This window comes from Methylovulum psychrotolerans, from assembly GCF_002923755.1.
Classification (GTDB): Bacteria; Pseudomonadota; Gammaproteobacteria; order Methylococcales; family Methylomonadaceae; genus Methylovulum; species Methylovulum psychrotolerans.
On sequence record NZ_PGFZ01000011.1, the window covers coordinates 36,165 to 55,907 of the forward strand.

At 53.7% G+C, this 19,743-nt stretch carries 20 protein-coding genes and 1 pseudogene; 7 read left to right on the forward strand and 14 right to left on the reverse strand.

The window, feature by feature from the left end:
• Window positions 1–4: 4 nt before the first annotated feature.
• The 7 genes from AADEFJLK_RS19005 to AADEFJLK_RS19035 all read right to left on the reverse strand — a co-directional run bounded on the left by AADEFJLK_RS19005 (window position 5) and on the right by AADEFJLK_RS19035 (window position 3,665).
• Window positions 5–571, reverse strand: a complete 567-nt coding sequence (locus AADEFJLK_RS19005; RefSeq protein ID WP_088619416.1) for an IS1595 family transposase — start codon at window positions 569–571, stop codon at window positions 5–7.
• Window positions 572–582: 11 nt separating this feature from the next.
• Entirely contained in the window at window positions 583–963 is a 381-nt protein-coding gene (locus AADEFJLK_RS19010; RefSeq protein ID WP_103975375.1) for a transposase, read from the reverse strand.
• Window positions 964–1,109: 146 nt separating this feature from the next.
• Window positions 1,110–1,490 (reverse strand): hypothetical protein, encoded by a 381-nt coding sequence (locus AADEFJLK_RS19015; RefSeq protein WP_103975376.1) that lies wholly within the window; start codon window positions 1,488–1,490, stop codon window positions 1,110–1,112.
• A gap of 58 nt (window positions 1,491–1,548) precedes the next feature.
• Window positions 1,549–1,761 carry a hypothetical protein gene (locus AADEFJLK_RS19020; protein WP_103975377.1) on the reverse strand — a complete coding sequence of 71 codons (213 nt, stop codon included), beginning with the start codon at window positions 1,759–1,761 and terminating at the stop codon, window positions 1,549–1,551.
• A gap of 406 nt (window positions 1,762–2,167) precedes the next feature.
• Complete coding sequence (locus AADEFJLK_RS19025; RefSeq protein ID WP_103975378.1) at window positions 2,168–2,611, reverse strand: hypothetical protein; 444 nt, start codon at window positions 2,609–2,611, stop codon at window positions 2,168–2,170.
• Window positions 2,612–2,839: 228 nt separating this feature from the next.
• Complete coding sequence (locus AADEFJLK_RS19030; protein ID WP_103975379.1) at window positions 2,840–3,463, reverse strand: SMI1/KNR4 family protein; 624 nt, start codon at window positions 3,461–3,463, stop codon at window positions 2,840–2,842.
• A 34-nt stretch (window positions 3,464–3,497) separates the two neighbouring features.
• Window positions 3,498–3,665: a DUF2281 domain-containing protein gene (locus tag AADEFJLK_RS19035; RefSeq protein ID WP_103975380.1), complete on the reverse strand. Its 168-nt coding sequence runs from the start codon at window positions 3,663–3,665 to the stop codon at window positions 3,498–3,500.
• A gap of 263 nt (window positions 3,666–3,928) precedes the next feature.
• Between AADEFJLK_RS19035 and AADEFJLK_RS19040 the strand changes: the two genes are divergently transcribed.
• Window positions 3,929–4,480, forward strand: coding sequence for a hypothetical protein (locus AADEFJLK_RS19040; protein ID WP_146054667.1), 552 nt, complete (start codon window positions 3,929–3,931; stop codon window positions 4,478–4,480).
• A 196-nt stretch (window positions 4,481–4,676) separates the two neighbouring features.
• Here the strand turns inward: AADEFJLK_RS19040 and AADEFJLK_RS19050 are convergent, their stop codons facing one another.
• Complete coding sequence (locus AADEFJLK_RS19050) at window positions 4,677–7,523, reverse strand: hypothetical protein (protein ID WP_103975383.1); 2,847 nt, start codon at window positions 7,521–7,523, stop codon at window positions 4,677–4,679.
• 639 nt (window positions 7,524–8,162) lie between these two features.
• Between AADEFJLK_RS19050 and AADEFJLK_RS19055 the strand changes: the two genes are divergently transcribed.
• A complete protein-coding gene (locus tag AADEFJLK_RS19055) occupies window positions 8,163–8,468 on the forward strand; it encodes a DUF3240 family protein (protein ID WP_088621643.1) in 306 nt (101 codons plus the stop codon).
• 227 nt (window positions 8,469–8,695) lie between these two features.
• Here the strand turns inward: AADEFJLK_RS19055 and AADEFJLK_RS19060 are convergent, their stop codons facing one another.
• From AADEFJLK_RS19060 to AADEFJLK_RS19070, 3 genes are all read right to left on the reverse strand, one after another.
• Window positions 8,696–9,742 (reverse strand): NAD(P)-dependent alcohol dehydrogenase, encoded by a 1,047-nt coding sequence (locus AADEFJLK_RS19060; protein WP_103975384.1) that lies wholly within the window; start codon window positions 9,740–9,742, stop codon window positions 8,696–8,698.
• A 145-nt stretch (window positions 9,743–9,887) separates the two neighbouring features.
• Window positions 9,888–10,865: a tRNA 5-methoxyuridine(34)/uridine 5-oxyacetic acid(34) synthase CmoB gene (gene cmoB / locus AADEFJLK_RS19065; protein WP_088620169.1), complete on the reverse strand. Its 978-nt coding sequence runs from the start codon at window positions 10,863–10,865 to the stop codon at window positions 9,888–9,890.
• A 321-nt stretch (window positions 10,866–11,186) separates the two neighbouring features.
• Window positions 11,187–11,831 (reverse strand): MlaC/ttg2D family ABC transporter substrate-binding protein, encoded by a 645-nt coding sequence (locus AADEFJLK_RS19070; protein WP_088620170.1) that lies wholly within the window; start codon window positions 11,829–11,831, stop codon window positions 11,187–11,189.
• Window positions 11,832–12,073: 242 nt separating this feature from the next.
• Between AADEFJLK_RS19070 and hemB the strand changes: the two genes are divergently transcribed.
• Genes hemB through AADEFJLK_RS19090 form a run of 3 tightly spaced genes read left to right on the forward strand, consistent with a single transcriptional unit; the run spans window position 12,074 to window position 14,399 of the window.
• Window positions 12,074–13,081 (forward strand): porphobilinogen synthase, encoded by a 1,008-nt coding sequence (gene hemB / locus AADEFJLK_RS19080; protein WP_088620171.1) that lies wholly within the window; start codon window positions 12,074–12,076, stop codon window positions 13,079–13,081.
• Window positions 13,078–13,908 carry a shikimate dehydrogenase gene (aroE, locus tag AADEFJLK_RS19085; RefSeq protein WP_103975386.1) on the forward strand — a complete coding sequence of 277 codons (831 nt, stop codon included), beginning with the start codon at window positions 13,078–13,080 and terminating at the stop codon, window positions 13,906–13,908. The genes hemB and aroE overlap by 4 nt, the downstream gene beginning before the upstream one ends.
• Window positions 13,905–14,399, forward strand: a complete 495-nt coding sequence (locus AADEFJLK_RS19090) for a SixA phosphatase family protein (protein WP_103975387.1) — start codon at window positions 13,905–13,907, stop codon at window positions 14,397–14,399. Before aroE ends, AADEFJLK_RS19090 begins: the two co-directional genes overlap by 4 nt.
• A 185-nt stretch (window positions 14,400–14,584) precedes the next feature.
• Here AADEFJLK_RS19090 and AADEFJLK_RS19095 read toward each other — a convergent pair whose 3' ends face one another.
• Entirely contained in the window at window positions 14,585–15,301 is a 717-nt protein-coding gene (locus AADEFJLK_RS19095; protein ID WP_088620174.1) for a YebC/PmpR family DNA-binding transcriptional regulator, read from the reverse strand.
• 121 nt (window positions 15,302–15,422) lie between these two features.
• On the reverse strand, window positions 15,423–15,833 hold the full coding sequence (locus AADEFJLK_RS19100) for a hypothetical protein (protein ID WP_103975388.1): 411 nt from the start codon (window positions 15,831–15,833) through the stop codon (window positions 15,423–15,425).
• A gap of 295 nt (window positions 15,834–16,128) precedes the next feature.
• Here AADEFJLK_RS19100 and AADEFJLK_RS19105 point away from each other — a divergent pair, with 295 nt between their 5' ends.
• Complete coding sequence (locus tag AADEFJLK_RS19105; RefSeq protein ID WP_103975389.1) at window positions 16,129–17,100, forward strand: type II secretion system F family protein; 972 nt, start codon at window positions 16,129–16,131, stop codon at window positions 17,098–17,100.
• 58 nt (window positions 17,101–17,158) lie between these two features.
• Here the strand turns inward: AADEFJLK_RS19105 and AADEFJLK_RS19110 are convergent, their stop codons facing one another.
• Window positions 17,159–18,289 (reverse strand): FG-GAP repeat domain-containing protein, encoded by a 1,131-nt coding sequence (locus tag AADEFJLK_RS19110; RefSeq protein WP_146054668.1) that lies wholly within the window; start codon window positions 18,287–18,289, stop codon window positions 17,159–17,161.
• Window positions 18,290–18,459: 170 nt separating this feature from the next.
• Here AADEFJLK_RS19110 and AADEFJLK_RS25685 point away from each other — a divergent pair.
• Window positions 18,460–19,731: pseudogene (locus AADEFJLK_RS25685) on the forward strand (IS1634 family transposase).
• Window positions 19,732–19,743: the final 12 nt, after the last annotated feature.

Consider the following 19,743-nt stretch of genomic DNA (forward strand, 5'->3'; position numbering starts at 1 on the left):
GGCTCTATATGGGTTTCGGGGTCTTTTTAACTAAAACAGCCAGTAACGAAGACAGCAAGCTTTTCCCGCGTTTTCTGACATTATGGACAAACTCAAAAAAGCTCAGGTACAGGGGCAACTTGGCCTGTGATATGCCGCGATGCGGGCGTAGCCAGGAACGCAGCAGCGACCAGAAGCCTTCCATGGTGTTTGAATGGACTTCGCAAAAACTGTCGCCGTCCTCGTCACGGGCATATTCCCCCGCCGAATGGTTGACCGTCTTATGCGGGTAACCCCAAGCCTCCAAGCGGCTATAGATGTTGTATTCGTCGGTATAGATTTGTGTGCCGGGCATAATGGTTTGTAAGATCAAGGGTTTGATGGTGGGCTGTTGCACGTTTTCGAGCATCCTGATGACGACTTCACCTGTGCGCTGGATCATGCCGAAGACGGGCGGCTTCTCGGTCTCCGCCGTGCCACGCCCCGGTGCACCTTTTAGGCGGCGGCAACGGGGCTTCCTTCCGGCTTTGGCAACTTTGTCCGGCTGGCCTTTATGGCCCGCCACGATGTAGACTTCGTCGCATTCGACCACGCCGGACAGGGTTACCCGCTCTTTTTTTTATCCAGACCTAAGCGCAAGTGTTCTGTCATATACTGCAAGTCGTCCTTGTTCAAATCCAATTCTTGGGCGATCTGCTGGTTGGACAGGTTCAGCCCCATGAAATACAGGCATAGCACCCAGGCCGACAGCGGCTGATGATGCCCTGACAGCACGGTTTCGGTCAAGTCGTCGAAACGTTTGTTGCAAGCCTTGCATTGGTAACGCTGGCAAAGGCGTTGCGGACTGTCGAAGCCGCGCCGGATCGTGTCGCCGCTGTCGCAATGGGGGCAGGTGACACCGTCTGCCCAACGTAACTGGCGGATGGTCGCGTAACACTGGGCTTCGCTGACTGGTTGTTTGATGGTTATGATTGAAGTTTCCATCCGACCATTTTATCAAAAGACCTCAAAACCCATATTGAGCCATACATTATTCTCTGAACGCGATTTATAGGGGTCATAGTTTACCTTTGGGTTTTATTCTTAGCCCATTGATAGGCATAATCCAAACTTTAAACGGGCTATGGCCCTTAAAGGGGATAATCGGTATTCCAAGGTTCAGAAAAACCATTATCATCAATGCCGCGAGATTTCAGAAAATCCAATACCGCTTCAAATGAATAACAAACGTCAAAAAAATCCATAATCAACTCACCAAGATCCCAGTCATTTTCTATACATTCAGCGTCAACATAAACCTTTCTTACCGTATAAAATTGCTTAGCATCTTCCGGAATAAGCCGGAGATTAAGGTTTTTTATATAGGGTACATTGTCTGGGTTCTTATACAAATAAGAAACAGGCACTGCGGATATTGCAACCCAACAACGATAGCCATCCCGACATGAAGGTTGTTCGCTTACGATGGTGCCAGAATTCATAAGCAACTGATTTTGTATTTTTATTTGCATACTTAGCTTCCAGCATAATCAATGGCATACAATGCGGATGAATTTGATGATGCAGTGGTTACCCTTTTTCTGATAAAACCATTTCATCAAGCAGTAAATGAAATTCTTTCAATAACGTAGCAACATAATTACGATCTGCACCAATCCTGGTTTCGAACTCAAACACTGCAATCCCATTGCAAATCTCGTTTAAGGCTGCATTCACTATCAAAAGCTCAGCACGGCTAAGGCTAACCAAAGACTTTTCACGACCTATTTCTATAATTTCCATTCATGTCACTTCAAGCTATTAAAGTAATTTATGCCAGTGGGCGGCTGAAATTGTATTGATTCAGATGAACATGGACTTCACCCCCTCTATCAATAATGGAATTACACGGCATCGGCCAAGAGCCGAGAAACCGCCAATCCCACGTTATTTGACCGCATTTCTTTCCTGGCTGTATTGAGCTGTGTACTTACATGGTGTTTTTTATTTCAATAAAAACATGTTCGGCGTGATTTACGCCAAAATGTTCTGATAAAATATGGCAGACATTGTCTAATAATATATCTATATATTTTTGAGCCGCTGTATCATGCATGAATATTTTCTAGGGGGTAAGGGCGGCGATGAGTGATAGCGCATCCGGCATTGGACGGCAACGTGTCAGACATAAACAGCAGCCCCACCCAGCTTACGCTGCAAGCCGTCTAGCTTTATGCCTTAGGCTTTGCGGCATAGATTTTTTCTGAGCAAACATTTTAAGAATTGGCTTTAGTAATGATTGAAGAGCCTTATCATGTGATACCCATACCAATGCCAGCTCTGGCCAGTACTCTGATACCGCGAATTCAAAGACATGCCGTATTAAATACGCCTTTGGAAAACTATCTATCGCTTCGGAATAAAAGGGGTTTGATAACTTTATTTCCGCCAGAAAATCGAAAAATAGTTGATCATCCATCTCAAGAATTGGCATCAATGGCATACAGGTTTCTAACGAATCACAAATGATAATCCTATCCCCATTTTGTACGCACCAGCCATTTTTCTGGTGAACACCGCATCTGAGCGCTCCGAATTCAACCAACCAACAATAGGGTAAGGCCTCTATGGGAGGTTTAAGCAGATGTTCCATTACAGGCACCCTATTGCTGATGATTATCTGTTACACAACTTTGACAAAAATGTCAACTACATAATAAAAGTAGTTTTATCCATGATTACTTTCCCACCATAACATCCTTTAAAAATCTAAATGTACCCGGTAAAGCTGCGGCTACCGCAAGCTGTTGAAACCAGAATAGCACCATCAACTGCTATTCTGGCCGCGCCGGTGTCGTTTATAGCTACTTCGGATTGAAAATTATCTTGGCCTATCTGCATCTTCTTTATTGTGCAAAGCCATATAGCCATCTTTTCCATACTCCAAAATTAATATCTCTCTTGCTTCATCAAGATCGAAAGCTTCCACAACCACACGCTTTCCAAAAAGTCCGGTTTCTTTATTAATTATTGCAATAGCCTTAAATATTCTTTTCTCTCTTGCCATGGGTTGCGCAGGCGGCGTTTCGTCCTTAAGCGATAGCCAAAACTGTTCAAATCCAATCTCTAAAGAAAGCAAGTGATCATCATTAACGGAGTCGCTGCTATAGAAATAAACTGACCCTTCTGGAGTTGAACAATCAACGAAGAAGTAATCACCGCCTCCATCGACAGCGAAGGGGAAAAGGTGAAGAGGCACCAGCTTTTTCTCCTCAACCAATCGCCTATAACACTGGATAGCCGTGCCTTCATGCTCGCCAAGGGGAAGGAATTCAGAAACAACAGTATCCAAATCTTTATTTTCAAAAACATAAGGTTCTGGAATACCGCCGTTGCTTGAAAGATAGAGGTCACGCACAGCCAACGGCAGCACTATTCCAAGTGTTGTTTCTGCATTCAAAATATCTTGATCTGTCAAAGGCTGTGCTGGTTTTACAAATTTCATAATCGCTTACCTCTATTTTTGCTTGGTTGCTTGCTCATCCCGCTATCGCCGCGAGAAACGCTTCGGTATCGCCCTGCTGTTTTGTGTCGGCAGGTTTCGGCGCATAACGTTGTTCCAGAAATCCGATGAAATCCAAGGCTTCACGCGCCGCAGTTTCAGGGAGTTTGAGGCTGTGTTGATAAATGGTTTCGGCCAGATTCATGGGTTATTCCTCAGCGAATCAAAATGGGTAAGCTTAGGCCACTTCTTTTTCCTTATTGGAGCGCGGGCAAGATGCCCGCGCTCCAATACCCGTAGCCTTTAGCGTTTGTTTGAATTATTCCTAATGGATTCATGCCATCAGTGAATTTTTAACCACCTTATTAATACGGTACAATCAGGTTTTTTCTTTGCCAGGCTTGACTCCGATTTCTCCTAAGTTTATAAGAGAGATACGTTCAAGTCACTAAACCATTACACCAGCCTATGCCTACAGTGATATTACCCCCCTCTGTCCTGCCCGCACTGCTTAGCCTTCAAGAAATGCTGCAAGTGTTTTGGTTTCAGGATTTGCCGGATGAAGAGATTCCGCCGGCATTTTGGGCCATTAAACACGATGACATATTTTATGACGCGCTCCAATATTTGCCTTCTTGCCTGTTCACTGAAGGCGGGCCGTCTGGGCGGGGGCATTCTTATGAGGATATCGCCAGCTTACCCGAAGGTTTTTGGCTGGCTACCATCATGTTTCAACTGGAAGAGGGTTTTGATACTGAGGGTTGGATAGCGATTGGTAATATGGAGGAAGAGCCATTAAGATGGGTTGTCCAAGCGTATCTGAGGATTGGCCTGACCCAACGTGCCGCCGCGTTGGAACGCGTCATCGCCGCCTATATTGCCGACCCTTATGACCCTGATGGCTATGCAAAAGCTGCCGACGGCCAACTGCCGGATCTGCGTGATGATGAAGCTGCCGTTAGCAAGGTCATAGCCTTTTTTCGCGCCGATCCTGATACGCTGTTTGGCAAAATTGCTTAGTGCCGATGATCTCCCAAAAATCCTCTTTGTCTTCCTCGGCCACGGCATTGCTGGGGCCGTAGAAAATTTCAAACCCCGCCCCGGCTTGCCCGCGCAAAACACAGGGCGAAAAACCCCTGTCCGCAAACGGGGTAAACGGTTTGCTGGGCAGTATGACAAGGCACACCATTTCTGATGGCGTACCAAGGCCTTGAGCTTACGCCACCAGAAAATCTGCCGCCGTCATCGCCAGACCTTTGCCCAGTACGGCGACCAGCACCGCCGCGTCTGCGCCGTTGCCGTCGGCATCATAAAATAGGCCACCGGATACCGTGTTGTATAAGATACGGTCGCTGCTGTCTGCCGCCCCGCCGTTGCCGAGGATTTTGAATTGATCGGTGGCCAACACGCCGATGTGGGGCAGGGCGGTAAAGATGGCGTTTTCTAGGCGGATAGTGTCGTCGCTGACCTTAAAGTCGCTGAGGATGTCTTTGTTGTTGGGGCCTAAGGCGGTGTCGAAGACAAAAATGTCCTGACCCAAGCCGCCCTTAAGAAAATCATTGCCTAAGCCGCCGTCCAGCACATCATTGCCTGCCCCACCCCATAAGCTGTTGGCGGCGGCATTGCCAATCAAGGTGTCGTTAAAGGCGCTGCCGTTGACGGCCTCAATCGCGAGCAGGGTGTCCGTACCTGCGCCCACCGTGTTCTGAGCAGTGGTCAGCGCCAGATTGACGGTTACGCCCGCACTGGCGGCGTAGTATTGGGCGACATCCAAGCCGTTACCGCCATTCAGGACATCGTTACCTAAGCCGCCGACCAGGCTGTCATTGCCGTCGCTGCCGCTGAGCCGATCATCGCCCGCGCCGCCATAAAGGCTGTTATTGGCGGCGTTACCTAATAATATGTCGTTATAAGCGCTGCCGTTAAGGTTTTCGATACCGCTTAGGCTATCTGTGCCCGCACCGATGGTGTTTTGGGCGATGAGCAGCCCCAGATTGACGGTGACGGCGGCGGTGGCCGTGTAATACTGGGCGATATCTGTGCCGTTGCCGCCGCTTAAGGCATCGTCGCCCGCGCCGCCGAGCAAGCTGTCATTGCCGTCGCCACCGCTCAGGCGTTGGTTGCCGCTACCGCCCCAGATAACATCATTGCCGTTCGTGCCTTGGATGCTGTAAACGCTGGTTTGGAAACCCTGGTCATCGGTATAGGAGGCGGTCAGTTTGAGCAGGTGGTTCAGTATGGTTGGGTTTAACACCAGATCGGTGCTGGTGGTCAAGTTGCCCCAGGTCTGGCTGTCGGTGCGGCTTTGCCATTGGTAGCTGATGGTGCCCAAGCCATCGGGGTCGGTGATGTTGTTGCTGGCGCTTAAGGGTTGGCCTAGGGCAAACGTGCCGTTAATGAACACAAAGCCGTTCGGGGCATCATTGGCGGGGGTGATGGTAAGGGTGGTGGAGCCAGTGGCCGTTAACGGCTGGCTGCTGTTGCCGTCGTTAAATGTCCAATCCAGTTGGACGGCGGTGGGCGGCTGTTCGGAGCCATTGCGGTAAGCCAGTTGGTGTAAGGTGTTGTTGACCTGTTGGGTAGTGGCGGCGGCGAAATGCAGGCTCAGTTGCCCGGCATCGTTCTGGTAGCTGCCGATAGTTTGGCCGTTAAGGGTAACGCTGCCGTTGCTTAGGCGGAGTGTGCCTGCGCCGGAAAACAGGTCGTCTGGGTTGGCGCCGCCGTGGCGCAGCAACGTTAAGCTGGCGCCGCTGTAATTGCCTTGGCGGAAATTTAAGGCATCCAGTTCGGCATCGCTAATCTGGACATGGGCGGCAATAATAACGGGCAAGGCGTTTTCTTGGGTGGCGACGGTGTTGCCTAAGGAGTTTCTGGGTGTGCCAAAGGTTTTGTCTAGGGAACCGTCGCTGTTATAACGCGCTGTAGCAAAATCATGGCTAAAATCTTCCATGTTCATAGGGCCGTTACCGGCAGCGATGATCTTGCCGTCGGCCTGGAGGGTGATGCGGGTAATGTTGAAGCTGCTGCTGGCTTTGCCGTCGCCGCTAAAGCTTAAGTCCAGGCTGCCGTCGCTGTTGTAACGCGCCAAGCTGTAGCCGCCTGCGACTACCAATTTGCCGTTGGCCTGTAAGGCGGCGCTGGTAATGGCGACGGCGCTGATGACTTTGCCGTCGCCGCTAAAGCCAGTATCTAAGCTGCCGTCGCTATTATAGCGGGCGATGGTGGTGTCGCCTGCGGCCAACAGCTTGCCGTTAGGCAGGAGCGTGGCGCTATTGACCGAAAAGCCGGTGAGGAGCTTGCCGTCGCCGCTAAAGCTGGTATCCAAGCTGCCGTCGCTGTTGTAGCGCACGATGCCGGTTGTGCCGCCAACAACAATCTTGCCGTTGGCTTGCACCAAAATCGTGGTGGCCGCATCGGCATCAAAACCCAAGTCGGTAGTGACTAGGCCGTCGCCGCTAAAGCTGGTATCTAAACTACCGTCGCTGTTGTAACGGGCCAAGCCGAAATCATAGCTGCCCACACCTGGGTCATTGGGATCATAGCCAATTTTACCGGTGGCCAAAATTTTACCGTCACTTTGTAAGGCAACACAGTAGGCCATATTGAGTGAGCCGATAAACGTGGTGGCCACTAGGCCGTCACCGCTAAAGCCGGTATCTAAGCTGCCGTCAGTGTTATAACGCGCCAAGGCAAAATCGTACTGGTTACCGTTAAAATCATTAAAGTAACCGGTAGTGCCAGCCACTATGATTTTGCCGTCAGGCTGTATGACGGCGCTGTCGCCAAATGAATTCTCGGACATTGTCGTCAGCAGTTGGCCGTCGCCGCTAAAGCTGGTATCTAAGCTGCCGTCACTGTTATAACGCACCAGCGCGACGTTCGCGGTATACCAGCCCGGCCATATCCACTGGTCAAAAAGGTATGTGCCCGCCACCACTATTTTGCCGTCCTTCTGTATCACGACACTGGATGCGGTGTCATCCGCGCCGAAGTCGGTGATTATTGGGCTGGTGTGGATAATAAAGCTGGGGGCGGTGTTAACGGGTGCGGTTTGCTCATTCATAATAACCTCGATACAGTGGCTGGTTTCCGGTCTGGTTTCTGGCTTTCAGTTTAATCGGGCTAACGGCAGTGTGGTTGGTGCGGCTCTGATAGTATGGTTTTGCTGGCTGGAGTTGTCCGACACTCAAAATCCTAATAAGTCGGTATGAAAGTATTTTTTGCCGCCATTATTGAGTGGTGTGCGGCTATTTTTGCCATCGGGTGCTTAGAATGGCACTGCGAAAACCGTTAGGGATTCGAGTCGTTTTACCCTAAAATCCATGCTGGTACAAGGGTTTTTTAGACAATGCCGCTTTTTTTCTGGCAAATCGCCTGCTTTCCCTAATCATCGGCGCTTTAACAAGGAATGCCGTTGCCCTATGCTTTAAGCGGTCAAGTTTTCGGTTTTTACAATTCACCGTAGGGTACGCTGTACCCTACCAAAAAAACCGAAAACTTGGCTGTTTGAAGTATATACTTGAGGTTAAGGGCAGGTTTAAGATAATTTTAGGCAAGCACGGGTCAGGCCTTACGCGCTTAAAATGCCTGAAAAATTTGAAGCGGCGGCTCCTTCCTGAGCGATATTAACGCGTCATACGGATATTTTTCCTTAAACCGGGGTCTACCCCCTGCATTTTTCCAACCCACCCAAGGTAACATCATGACCCACCAAGAGTATCTGCTCACCCTGAACGTTCCCCCCAGTTTGGAGGAGAGTATGGTTGACTGTTTGTTGCTGTTAGAGTCCGCGCACGGTTTCAGCAGTTTTCCGGTTAACGCCCACCACCATGAAAACAAAGGCTTGTCCTTGGCCGAGCAGGTCAGCGGGCGGCAGAAAAAAGTCCGCTTCCAAATGCCCGTGAATGCTGAAGGGCTGGCGGTGTTGTTGACGCGCTTAAAACAGGATTTTGCCGGGACGGGCATCCAGTATTGGGTGTTGCCGGTGATTGAGCGTGGGGAGATTTGAGGGGTAATATAGACTTTGAACGGTCAAGTTTTCGGCTTTTACAATTCACCGTAGGGTAGGCTGTACCCTACCAAAAACCCGCAAGCTTGACCATTTGAGCATAGGGTCCGGTATTGGGCAAACGCTGGGCTAGGTGTTGATGCATTCGGTCAGGCTATCGTGCAATGGCTAAAGACCATTGCACTCCACTTACTGTTGCGGCCAAGCTGGCCGCGCTCTTAGGGGGTTTAGCTGCGCAAACTCGCCAAATCAATCACGAAGCGGTATTTCACGTCGCTTTTCAGTACCCGCTCAAACGCGCTGTTGATGTCTTGGATGGCGATCAGCTCAATATCGGAGGTGATGTTGTGTTCGGCGCAAAAATCGAGCATTTCTTGGGTTTCTTTAATGCCGCCGATGAGTGACCCGGCGATGCTGCGCCGTCTGAAAATCAAGGCGCTGACCGATGGCGAGGGGTGCGGTTGGTCGGGTACACCGACCAGGCATAAAGTACCGTCGCGTTTGAGCAGCAGGGTATAGGCATCGAGGTCGTGCGGGGCGGCGACGGTATTGAGGATAAAGTCGAAGCTGCCGTTATGCGCGGCCATTTCATCAGGGTTTTTGGACACTACGACTTCATCCGCGCCTAGGCGTTTGGCATCGGCGATTTTGCTGGGCGTGGTGGTGAACAGGACAACATGCGCCCCTAAGGCTTTGGCGAATTTAACGGCCATGTGGCCTAGGCCGCCCAAACCGACCACGCCGACCTTATCGCCTGCGCCGACTTGCCAATGGCGCAGCGGCGAGTAGGTGGTGATGCCGGCGCACAGTAGGGGCGCGGCGGCGGCGGGGTCGAGGCTGTCGGCGATGTGCAGGACAAAATGCTCGTCGACGACGATGTTGTCGGAGTAGCCGCCGTAAGTCGTGCCGCCGTTTGGGTCGGGGCTGTTGTAGGTAAACACGGGGTTGTCGCAGTATTGTTCCAAGTTGTCTTGGCATTCGCTGCAAATGCGGCAGGAATCGACCAAGCAGCCGACCCCGACCGTATCGCCGATTTTAAACCGGGTGACAGCACTGCCGACGGCACTGACTTTGCCGACAATCTCATGCCCCGGCACCATCGGAAACGCCGCGTTGCCCCATTCGTCCCGCGCTTGGTGGATGTCGGAATGGCAGACCCCGCAAAACAGGATGTTGATATGGACATCGCCGGGCTTAAGGGCGCGGCGTTGGAATTGGAACGGGACTAGCGGCGAGGTGGGGCTATGGGCGGCGTAGGCTAAAGTAGGGTGCATGGGTGGCTCCTGGGTTAATGGATGGCGGTCAGGCCAACAAAGCGTGCTGCTTGGATAGGGCTGGCGGTGTTTAAGTTCAATGGTCAGGGAGCGCGGGCATCTTGCCCGCAAAGGCGGGCAAGATGCCCGCGCTCCCAGGAGAATTTTACGCCGGGTTATTGGCGATCACTATCGCCCGTTTCGGGGCGGGCAGGCCTTCGGCGGTCAGGTTGGGGTTGTTCGGGTCCAGGTAATCTTGCAGGGAGTTGAAGCGCATCCAGGCGGTGCTGCGCTGTTCGGCGACGCTGGTGACGGTGACATCGACGACGCGGACGTTGGTGTAGCCGCAGCGTTGCAGCCAATTGACCAAAGTCGGGCAACTGGGCAAAAACCAGACGTTGCGCATTTTTGCGTAGCGGTCGGGGGGCAGCAGGGCTTCGCCTAAGCCGCCGTCAATTACGAGGGTTTCTAGTATCAATTCGCCGCCCGGTTGCAGGCAGCCTTTCAACTCCAGCAAATGGTCGATGGGTGAGCGGCGGTGGTAGAGCACGCCCATGGAAAACACGCTGTCGAACAGTTGCAGGTTGGCGGGCAGGTCTTCCATGCCCAGCGGCAGCACATACACAGGGGCGGTGCCGTGGAGTTTTTTTATGGCGTGGAACTGCATGACGTTTAACAGCATGGGGTCGATGCCGACCACGGTTTTTGCCCCGGCTCCGAACATGCGCCAGCAGTGGTAGCCGTTGCCGCAGCCGACATCAAGGACGCGGCGGTGGGTGAGCGGGGCGATGTGGTCTTGCAAACGCTGCCATTTCCAATCCGAGCGCCATTCGGTGTCGATAAAAATGTCGAACAGTTGGTAAGGGCCTTTGCGCCACGGGTGCAGGGCTTGCAGGTGCTGTTCCAGGTTTTTGCGCTGGAGGGCGGTCAGGTCTTCGGCACAGCCGATTTCTATGGCATCGGTGTCAGTGCGGGTATGGCTGTGCGAAAATTGCGGGATGGCGGCAATGGCCGCCTGCCACTTGGGCAAATCGCCGTGGCGGCTGGGGTCGAAGGCGGCCGCCAGTTGGGTTTGCAAAACCGCCACCCAAGCGTCGGCGTTGGCGGCTAATAAGTCGTGGAATAAGGATTGGTAGTCGGGCATTAGGGGGTAAAGGGTTGGTGGGCTGGGTTCGCCGTCGGCTTAGGCCTTCGGGGTGGTGCGCTTAGCCGGGAGGGTTGTGGCTCCGGGCAATAGTAGGCATAAACAGCTGTTATACACGCCGGATATGTAATGAATATTAAAATCGGCGGCTCAAAGCGTATTTTTTCGTGATTTTTTTCTACTTAGGATGCTTATGCGGCGCGTTTGACAACTGATAGTTTTTAAAGCCGTACCCTTCACCCCGTACCCTTCGGCTTCGCTCAGGGAACGGAGTGAAGGGCACGGGCGAACCGTCCGACTGACCGTTACGCGCTTTCCGGCTTAAGATTTTTTCCCAGGTGCCGCCGCCAAGGCTTCGGTGTTGCGTTTTGCCAAGCTGTCGATGACCGCGCTTAACGAGCCTTTGGTCTGCATTTCATTATTAAAGGTGGTGCGGTAGTTGGTCACTAAGCTCACGCCTTCAATCATAATGTCGTAGGCTTTCCATTCGCCTTCGTGCAGGGCCATGCGGTAATCGATGGCGATAGGTTGGACACCCGGTTGCAGGACTTCGGTTTTGACGATGACTTTGGTGTCGCCAGGGGCCATTTCCAAGGGTAAAAAGCGCACCGACCATTCTTTAAACTCGACAAACGCGCGTGAGTAGGTGCGTACCAATAAGACTTGGAACTCCTGTTTAAAACGGTTGCGTTCGTCCACCGTTGCGGTTTTCCATAATTTACCCAGCACTAAGGCGGCGATGCGGTCGAAATCGACGCGCGGATAAATGACCTGATTGACAAAGTCGTTAATTTTGGCAAAGTCTTTGGTAAAGCTTTTATCCTGCATTTGCGATTGCAATTGCGCCGAAGCCGTTTCAATGGCTTGTTGGGGCGCTTGCAAATCGGCGGCGAACAGGGGCTTTAGGGGGGCGAGGGTTAACAGTAATGCGAAAAAAGTAATCTGTATGGTATGTTTGGCCTTCATAAAATCCTCTAAGATACGGCGGTTGAAATTTACGACTTTTGAAAATGGGTTTAGTTTCTTAAGCAGGGTGTCGGCAGTAAAAATGTTCGGGTGCTTAGGGGTGGGGTTTGGGTTTACAATAGGGGGTTATGGCAAGGTTCTTTATCTGAATGTTAAAAATTTGAACATCGGGTTTACTGTCACTGATGATTACCCTTTCCTCGGTAATACCCACGCCCGCCCAACTGCATCAACGGAGTAAAATGACGTATCATAACATTACCTTACCCACACGCATGAGAAGAATGCGTTACCACGATTTTTCCAGACGCTTGATGCGTGAGCACCGCTTAGGCGTGGATGATCTGATCTGCCCGCTGTTCGTCACCGAAGGCGAGGGGTTGCGGGTGGGGGTGGCTTCCATGCCGGGGGTCGAGCGGCTGTCTTTAGACCTGCTGCTGGCTGAGGCGCAAGCCCTGTATGCCTTAGGCATCCCCGCCATTGCCTTGTTTCCGGTGGTCGCCGCCGAGCAAAAATCCTTGGATGCCGCCGAAGCCTATAACCCCGACGGTTTGGTGCAACGCGCTGTCCGCGCCCTAAAACAAGCGGTGCCGGGCTTAGGCATTATCACCGATGTGGCGTTGGACCCTTACACTGTCCACGGCCAAGACGGGCTGTTGGACGCGAAGGGTTATGTCGTCAATGATGCCACCGTCGCGGTGCTGGTCAAGCAGGCCTTGTCCCATGCCGACGCGGGCGCGGATGTGGTCGCCCCGTCCGACATGATGGACGGGCGTATCGGCGCGATCCGCCAAGCCTTGGAAGCCGGGCAGCACCACAACACCCTAATTTTGGCCTACGCCGCCAAATACGCCTCGGCGTTTTACGGGCCGTTCCGCGATGCGGTCGGTTCGGCGGGCAACTTGGGCAAGGGCAACAAATACAGCTACCAAATGGACCCGGCCAACGGCGACGAAGCCCTGCGCGAAGTCGGGCTGGACTTGCAAGAAGGCGCGGATATGGTCATGGTCAAGCCGGGTTTGCCGTATCTGGACATTATCCGCCGCATTAAGGACACTTACGCTGTACCCACCTTCGCTTACCAAGTCAGCGGCGAATACGCCATGCTCAAAGCCGCCGCACAAAACGGTTGGCTGGACGAACGCGCGGTGGTGCTGGAGTCCTTACTGGCCTTTAAACGCGCGGGTAGTGACGCTATTTTAACCTATTATGCCAAGGCCGTCGCCCAATGGCTGAAGGAAGCCGAATGACCGACTGTTACGCCGTGTTCGGCCAGCCCATCAGCCATAGCAAATCGCCACGCATCCACGGCTTTTTTGCCGCCCAGACAGGCCAAGACCTCAGCTATACCGCCCAGGAAGTCGCCCCCGAACACTTTACCGCCCGTGTCGGGGATTTTTTTGCCGCTGGTGGCTTGGGGCTAAACTGCACCGTACCGCTGAAAGAATTGGCGTTTGATTATGCGCAGGTAAAAACTCCCCGCGCCGAACGCGCCAAGGCCGTCAACACGTTAAAACGCTTGCCGGACGGTGCGGTATTGGGCGACAACACCGACGGCGGCGGCTTGGTGACGGATTTGCTGGACAACCACCATCTGACCTTAGCAGGCCAGCGGATTTTGCTGTTAGGCGCGGGCGGGGCCAGCCGGGGTATTCTCGCGCCGTTGCTGGAGCAGTGCCCGCACAGCCTGCGCATCGCCAACCGCACCGCCGCCAAAGCCGAACAACTGGCGGCGGAATTTGCCGATTTGGGCGCGGTGTCCGGCGGCGGTTTTGCCGACTTGGCGGGGCAGTGCTTTGACCTGATCCTGAACGCTACCTCGGCCAGCCTCAGCGGCCAATTGCCCCCATTGCCAGCAGGGCTATTAAGTCCTGGCGGGGTCTGTTATGATTTGGCTTACGGCAACCAACCCACCGCCTTTGTGCGTTGGGGGCAAGCCCAAGGCGCGGCGCACAGTTTGGACGGTTTAGGGATGCTGATCGAGCAGGCTGCCGAAGCCTTCCGGCTCTGGCGCGGCATCCATCCCGACAGTGCGCCATTAATTGCATTATTTGACCATGAAAGGACATCTTTATGAGCCGCGAACTCTGGTTACTCAGGCATGGCGAGGCCGAACAATTCACCACTAAGGCGGACGTAGACCGCAACCTGACCCACCACGGCGAACACGAAGTCCGCCATATAGCCAAAACCCTCCATAAAACCGGCCTGCGCCCCGATGCCCTCATCACCTCGCCCGCCGCCCGCGCTTATCAAGCCGCCCGCCTCGTCGCCCCCACCCTAGGCTGGGATGAAACCGCCCTGGCAGCAGACAGCCGCCTGTATTTCCAAGGCCTGGTGGCGGTTAAAACCCTTTTGGCCGAACTGCCGCCGTCTTTAGGACGGGTGCTGCTGGTCGGCCATAACCCGGATTTTGAAAACCTGCTGCTGGAGTTGGTGGGCTTTGATAACCTTCGCTTCCGGGGCGATTTGATGCCTACCGCCACTTGGGTGCGGATAGAACTGCCGGATGACTGGCAGCACTTGGCAGCGGAGTGCGGGACGCTGTTGGCCAGGGAAGTTCCGTAGGTCCCTGCCCGCTGTTTTGCCTGACGTAAGCCCGTGCGGTTTGCCAGTCCTTTAGCTACGCCATAGACCGTACAGCGGGTGTTGTGCTGGTTCCCAAGCTCCGGCTTGGGAACCAGCGTCTGTAATAGTGTTCAGGGCGAGTTTTATGAAAAACTTGACCGTTCAGAGTATAAATGAACGCCTACTTAATATTCCGCATCATGATAAACGTTTTGGACATCGTCCAACTCATTGAGCATGTCCAAAAAACGTTCAAATAAGGCGATGTCGTCGCCGCTGAGTACGGTCGAGCTTCTGGGCAGGAATTGGATTTCGTCCACCTCAAAATCGACTTCGCCTAAACTGTCGGCTAAGGCCTGCTTGGCTTTGAAATAATCGGCGGGCGGGGTGAAGACGGTAATCTTGCCGTCATCGCTTTCCACGTCGGAGACATCGACATCCGCCGACAACAAGGCTTCCAGCACGGTATCTTCGTCGCCATGTTTAAACGCCAAAATCACCGAATGGTCGAACATGTGGCTGACCGCGCCTTGGATGCCGATTTTCGCCTTGGTTTTGGTAAAGCATTGGCGGACATCGTTAAACGTGCGGTTGGGGTTGTCGGTCAGGCAATCGACAATCACCATACAGCCGCCGGGGCCGAAGCCTTCGTAACGGGCGGGGGCAAAATCTTCGCCGCCGCCGCCTTTGGCTTTGTCTAGGGCTTTTTCGATAACATGGGCAGGCACTTGGCTTTTCTTCGCCCGTTCAATCAGCCCGCGCAAGCTTAAATTACCATCCAAATCCACCCCGCCGGACTTGGCGCAGACATATATTTCCCGACCATATTTGCTATAAACCTTGGCCTTAGAATCCGCCGTTTTGGCCATGGACTCTTTACGGTTTTGATAGGCTCTACCCATTTCGCTGTGGCTCCGTTAATTTAAAGATAAATAGACGGATTTTACAGATAAGTAATTGGTGAGGGAAATTTTTTCTGGCGTTGGGTTCGGACAATAGGGTAATAATAGTGCAGGGCGTTCACTAAATATCTATTTGCAGATGCCATTTCGCGCCAATCTCCGCCGCTTGCTCCAAGACACTAATAAATTCGTCCAAATCTTCGCTAATGCCCTCGGCGTTTGGGGTCGTTGCGCCGTCGTTTTCAAAATAGGCTTTCAGCGTCCCGAAGTAACTGATGCCCTCGGCGGGGTCGAACCAGACATATTTGCTGGGGTCAAACGGCGGCCAGTTCTCTTCATCTTCGTCGTATTCATCACCACCTTCGCCGAACAATGCTTCGGCATCGCCGTCTACATAGCTATAGATATCAGCGATCCCCAGCTTTTGGGTTATCTCTTCCAAGGTTTCGCAGTGGGCAAAATCCTTGCCGTTGACAAAAGTGTCAAACCCCGGTTCTTGGTTATCCAGCACGATAAAATACGCCAAACTCATTAAGTCTTTCCTTCTTTGTGTTAACGGTTACGGAACGGTGCTGTCAAGCAGACCTTACCACTTGGGAATGTGCAATAAGCGGAACCAATAATACCCGTAAATACTGGAAGTAATCAAGTGGTGCTAGGTAATAAATAGCGGAGCCGCCTAGGTTGGATTTTTGCGGCGGGGCTTGCCAACAGTGCGCTAATGCGGCAAGCTGTCCCCGCCTACTCTACGCACTGGCGGGAGGGGACAATGTCGGGTAAATAAATCCCTTGCCCGACCGACGATAATTTACGGCCAAGCCGCTATTATGCCCAAAAAAATCACCCTCACCCTAGACCAGCAAGCCCAGCTTTTCCAGCAATTGGCGCATTTGGAGCAGGCGGGTTTGCCTGCCGCCGAGGCGTTCGCGTTGGTCGGCAAAAATGCCCCGTTGTTGCGCAAGGCTTTAAACACCCTGCCGACGCGCCTGAGAAGCGGCCAGAAAATCAGTGAGGCGGGTTTTCGGGCAGGGTTGTTTGACGATAACCAGCGGCTGGTGTTGGCGGCGGCGGAGCAGGGCGGCTGTTTGGCGGCTGTGTATGCAAAGCTGGCGGCGTATTATGCCGCGACAGCACGGCGGCGTAAGCAGATGTTGTCGCGGCTGTATTTACCGGCGGCGGTGCTGGTGATCAGTTTGTTTGTCCAGCCGTTGCCGGATTTGGTCGCCGCGCGGATCAGTGCGGCGGACTATTTGGCGCAAAGCGCGGGTACCTTAGCGATGCTGGCGGTGGGTATTGGCGCGTTGCTGAAACTGCCGACAGTGTTGGTGGCTTTGGGGGTGAGCGGCGCTTGGCATTCCCTGCAACTGAGGCTGCCGCCCGTTGCGGCGTGGTTGACGGCACGCCAGCTTAACCGTTGTTATTTTCTGTTGGCGTTGCTGTTGGAGGCGGGTTTGCCTTACGCGCAAGCCTTGCCGCAAGCGGTCGCCGCGATACCGAACACGCGCTTAAGGGCGCAGTTCCGCCCGGCGTTGGCGTTGTTGCCGACTGGAGCGAGTGTCTCGGAAACCTTGGCGGCGGTCAGTTTGGTCAAACCCGCGACCTGGCAGATTATCAATACGGGGGAGTACAGCGGCCAGTTGGCCGAGACCTTACAGCATTTTACCGAGCTGGACGCGCAAACCTTGGCCTTGCAGGATGAGGCGTTGGCGGAGTGGTTGCCGCGTTTGGTGTATACGGCGATAGGGCTGTGGATGGCTTATGGGATTTTGTCGCGCGGCTTGCCGTTGCCGCCGGTTTAGCTTAAGGGCGGCACGGGGCTACCGTGCCGCTGGCTGTTAAGGCCGTAGGTAAGGCGGCTTACGGTGCGCCGTTGTACAGGATGCTGATGTTATTGAAGAAGCTGTCGGGGCTGACCAGATCGGGTTTGCCGTCCCGGTTTAGGTCGCTGACCATCAAGGTGCTTGGGTAGGCAAAGATGGCATAACTGGCTTTATTGACAAAAGTGCCGTCGCCGTTACCTGCCAATAGGGTAACATTGCCGTCATAGCGATTACCTACCAATAAATCGGCTTTGCCGTCGGCATCCATATCTGCCACCTGTAAACCTGACGAATCGTTACCTGTGGGGTAACTGGCTTTACTGACAAAGTTGCCGTCGCCTTGGCCTAAAAAGATGTTGACGGTTTTATGTAACGAATCTGTCAGCACCACATCGGTGTAGGCATCGGCATTTAATTGCGCTAACTCAATGGCCGCGCTATTGAAGCGCAGGGTGAGCGCGGTTTGGATTAGCTCAAATTGTCCGTCGCCTTTGCCTAACATCACCTGTAATGCCGTGCCGCTCGGAATCACCAGGTCTGTCTTGCCATCGTGGTTGATGTCGCCTAGCCCAAACAGGCTGGTGCCGATCAATAGGTCGGCTTTAGGCATGAAGTAGCCGTTGCCATAGCCTAAATAGATGCTTAGCGTTTTTGTGTTTGGCGCAAAAGCCAACAAATCGGTTTTGCTGTCATTATTGAGATCGGCCATTTTTAGTACATTGGTATAGGGACTGATGGGGTAGCTGGTCTTGTCGGTAAATGTACCGTCACCGTTGCCTAAGGAAATGGCCAAATGCGCGCCCAATACCGCCACATCGGGCTTGCCGTCGTTATTGAGTTCGCCGACCAGCGCCGAGTCCGGGAACGACGTGGTGGGGTAGTCCTGTTTATCGGCAAAGCTACCGTCGCCGTTGCCCATTAAGACGCTCAGCGTGTTGTCTACCAAATTTGCCGTCAGCAAATCTGTTTTACCGTCATTGTTAAGGTCGCTGGCCGTTATGGATAAGGGGGCATCGCCTACTGTAGGTTGTACAGGCGTTTTAAGCTTCCCTCGCTGCGAGACAGGAGTCGAGTAGTCCCCAGAAGCGATAGTGCCTGAGTTTTCACGAAGCGAAGCGGAAGTGAAAATGCAGGCTATACGAAATCGCGTCGAGTCATTGGAGAGCATGTGAGCCACCCCTTGTTGGGTGGCGAGCGAGTGACCAGGACGGCTGGGGCAGCCGAAGGCATAAGCGGTCGCGTGATTTTTGCTGATTGACCGGCAAGGATGCCGAAGCAATCTTTCGCAAAAATAGCGACTCCCCTTCTCCTGCCCGTCAAACCGGGGCGGCCTGAGGCATGGCCCGGTTTGACGGAAATCAACGGCGTGACTTTGGCTGTTTACGCAGAAGGGGGTGGAGGGTAAGAAAACCTACACTTGTAAGGGGGGAGGAGGGCGTCATCCGCATCACGAAAGGCTATAGCCGCGACCACCGCCCCGACCTGAACCAGGCCGTGTTGCAGCTGGTCTGCGAACGGCAGGCAGGGATCCCGATCCTGATGCAGGCCTTGGACGGCAACAACAGCGACAAGGCCAGCTTCCGCGAGATGGCCCAAGCCCATACCGGACAGATGCGGTCGGGCTTTGGCGTGGAAATCCTGGTGGCGGACAGCGCCCTCTACACCGCCGGGACGCTGAAAGGCCTGGAGGGGATCGGGTGGGTCACGCGGGTGCCGGAAACCTTGGAGCTGGCTTGCGCCGTCATCCGTGACGTGGCGCCCGACCTGATGGCCGACCCCTCACAAACGGCATACCGCGGCGTTTGTACGGACTATGCGGGGGTCAGGCAACGCTGGGTGGTCGTGTATTCGCCCGAAGCCCGCCGGCGCGCACTGAAAACGGTCGGCAAGCGCTGCCTCAAACAAAGCACGGACGAACTCGGGCGTTTCGGCAAGCTGTACGGGCAGGATTTCGCCTGTGAGGCCGATGCGTGCAAGGCATTGGCGGCGTTCGAAAAAAACCTGAAGATGACCTGCGTCACCGACGCGCACATCCAAGCGGAACCCCGCTTCAGCAGCAAAGGCCGCCCCGCCCAAGGGCGCGGCTCCGACTTTTTTGTTTACCGCATCGGCGGCGGCATGACCACCCTTTTATAGGAAAGGGTGCGCCGCCTGGAGCGTAAAAGCTGCTTCATCCTCGCCACCAACCAACTGGACGGCGGCCTCTTCCCGGGCGCGGAGCTCATTGCCGCCTACAAAGACCAGCAAAAGGTCGAGCGGGGCTTCCGTTTCCTCAAAGACCCCTTGTTCATGGCCTCCACCCTGTTCCTAAAATCCCCCAAACGGATCATGGCGCTCATGATGGTCATGACCCTTTGCCTGCTGGTCTATGCCGCCCTGGAACACCGCATCAGGGCCGCGCTCAAGGCACACAACCGGACATTCCCGAACCAGGCGGGCAAGCCCGCCAGCAACCCGAGCGTACGCTGGGTGTTCCAAGCCTTTGCGGGCATCCATGTGCTGGCGCTGGATGAAACACAGGCACTGGTGCTGAATTTGGGCGGGCACCATCGTACCTTGTTAAGCTTGCTTGGCAACCGGTATGAGGCTATTTATTCCGAAAGCGGGTAAAGGGTATGCGGA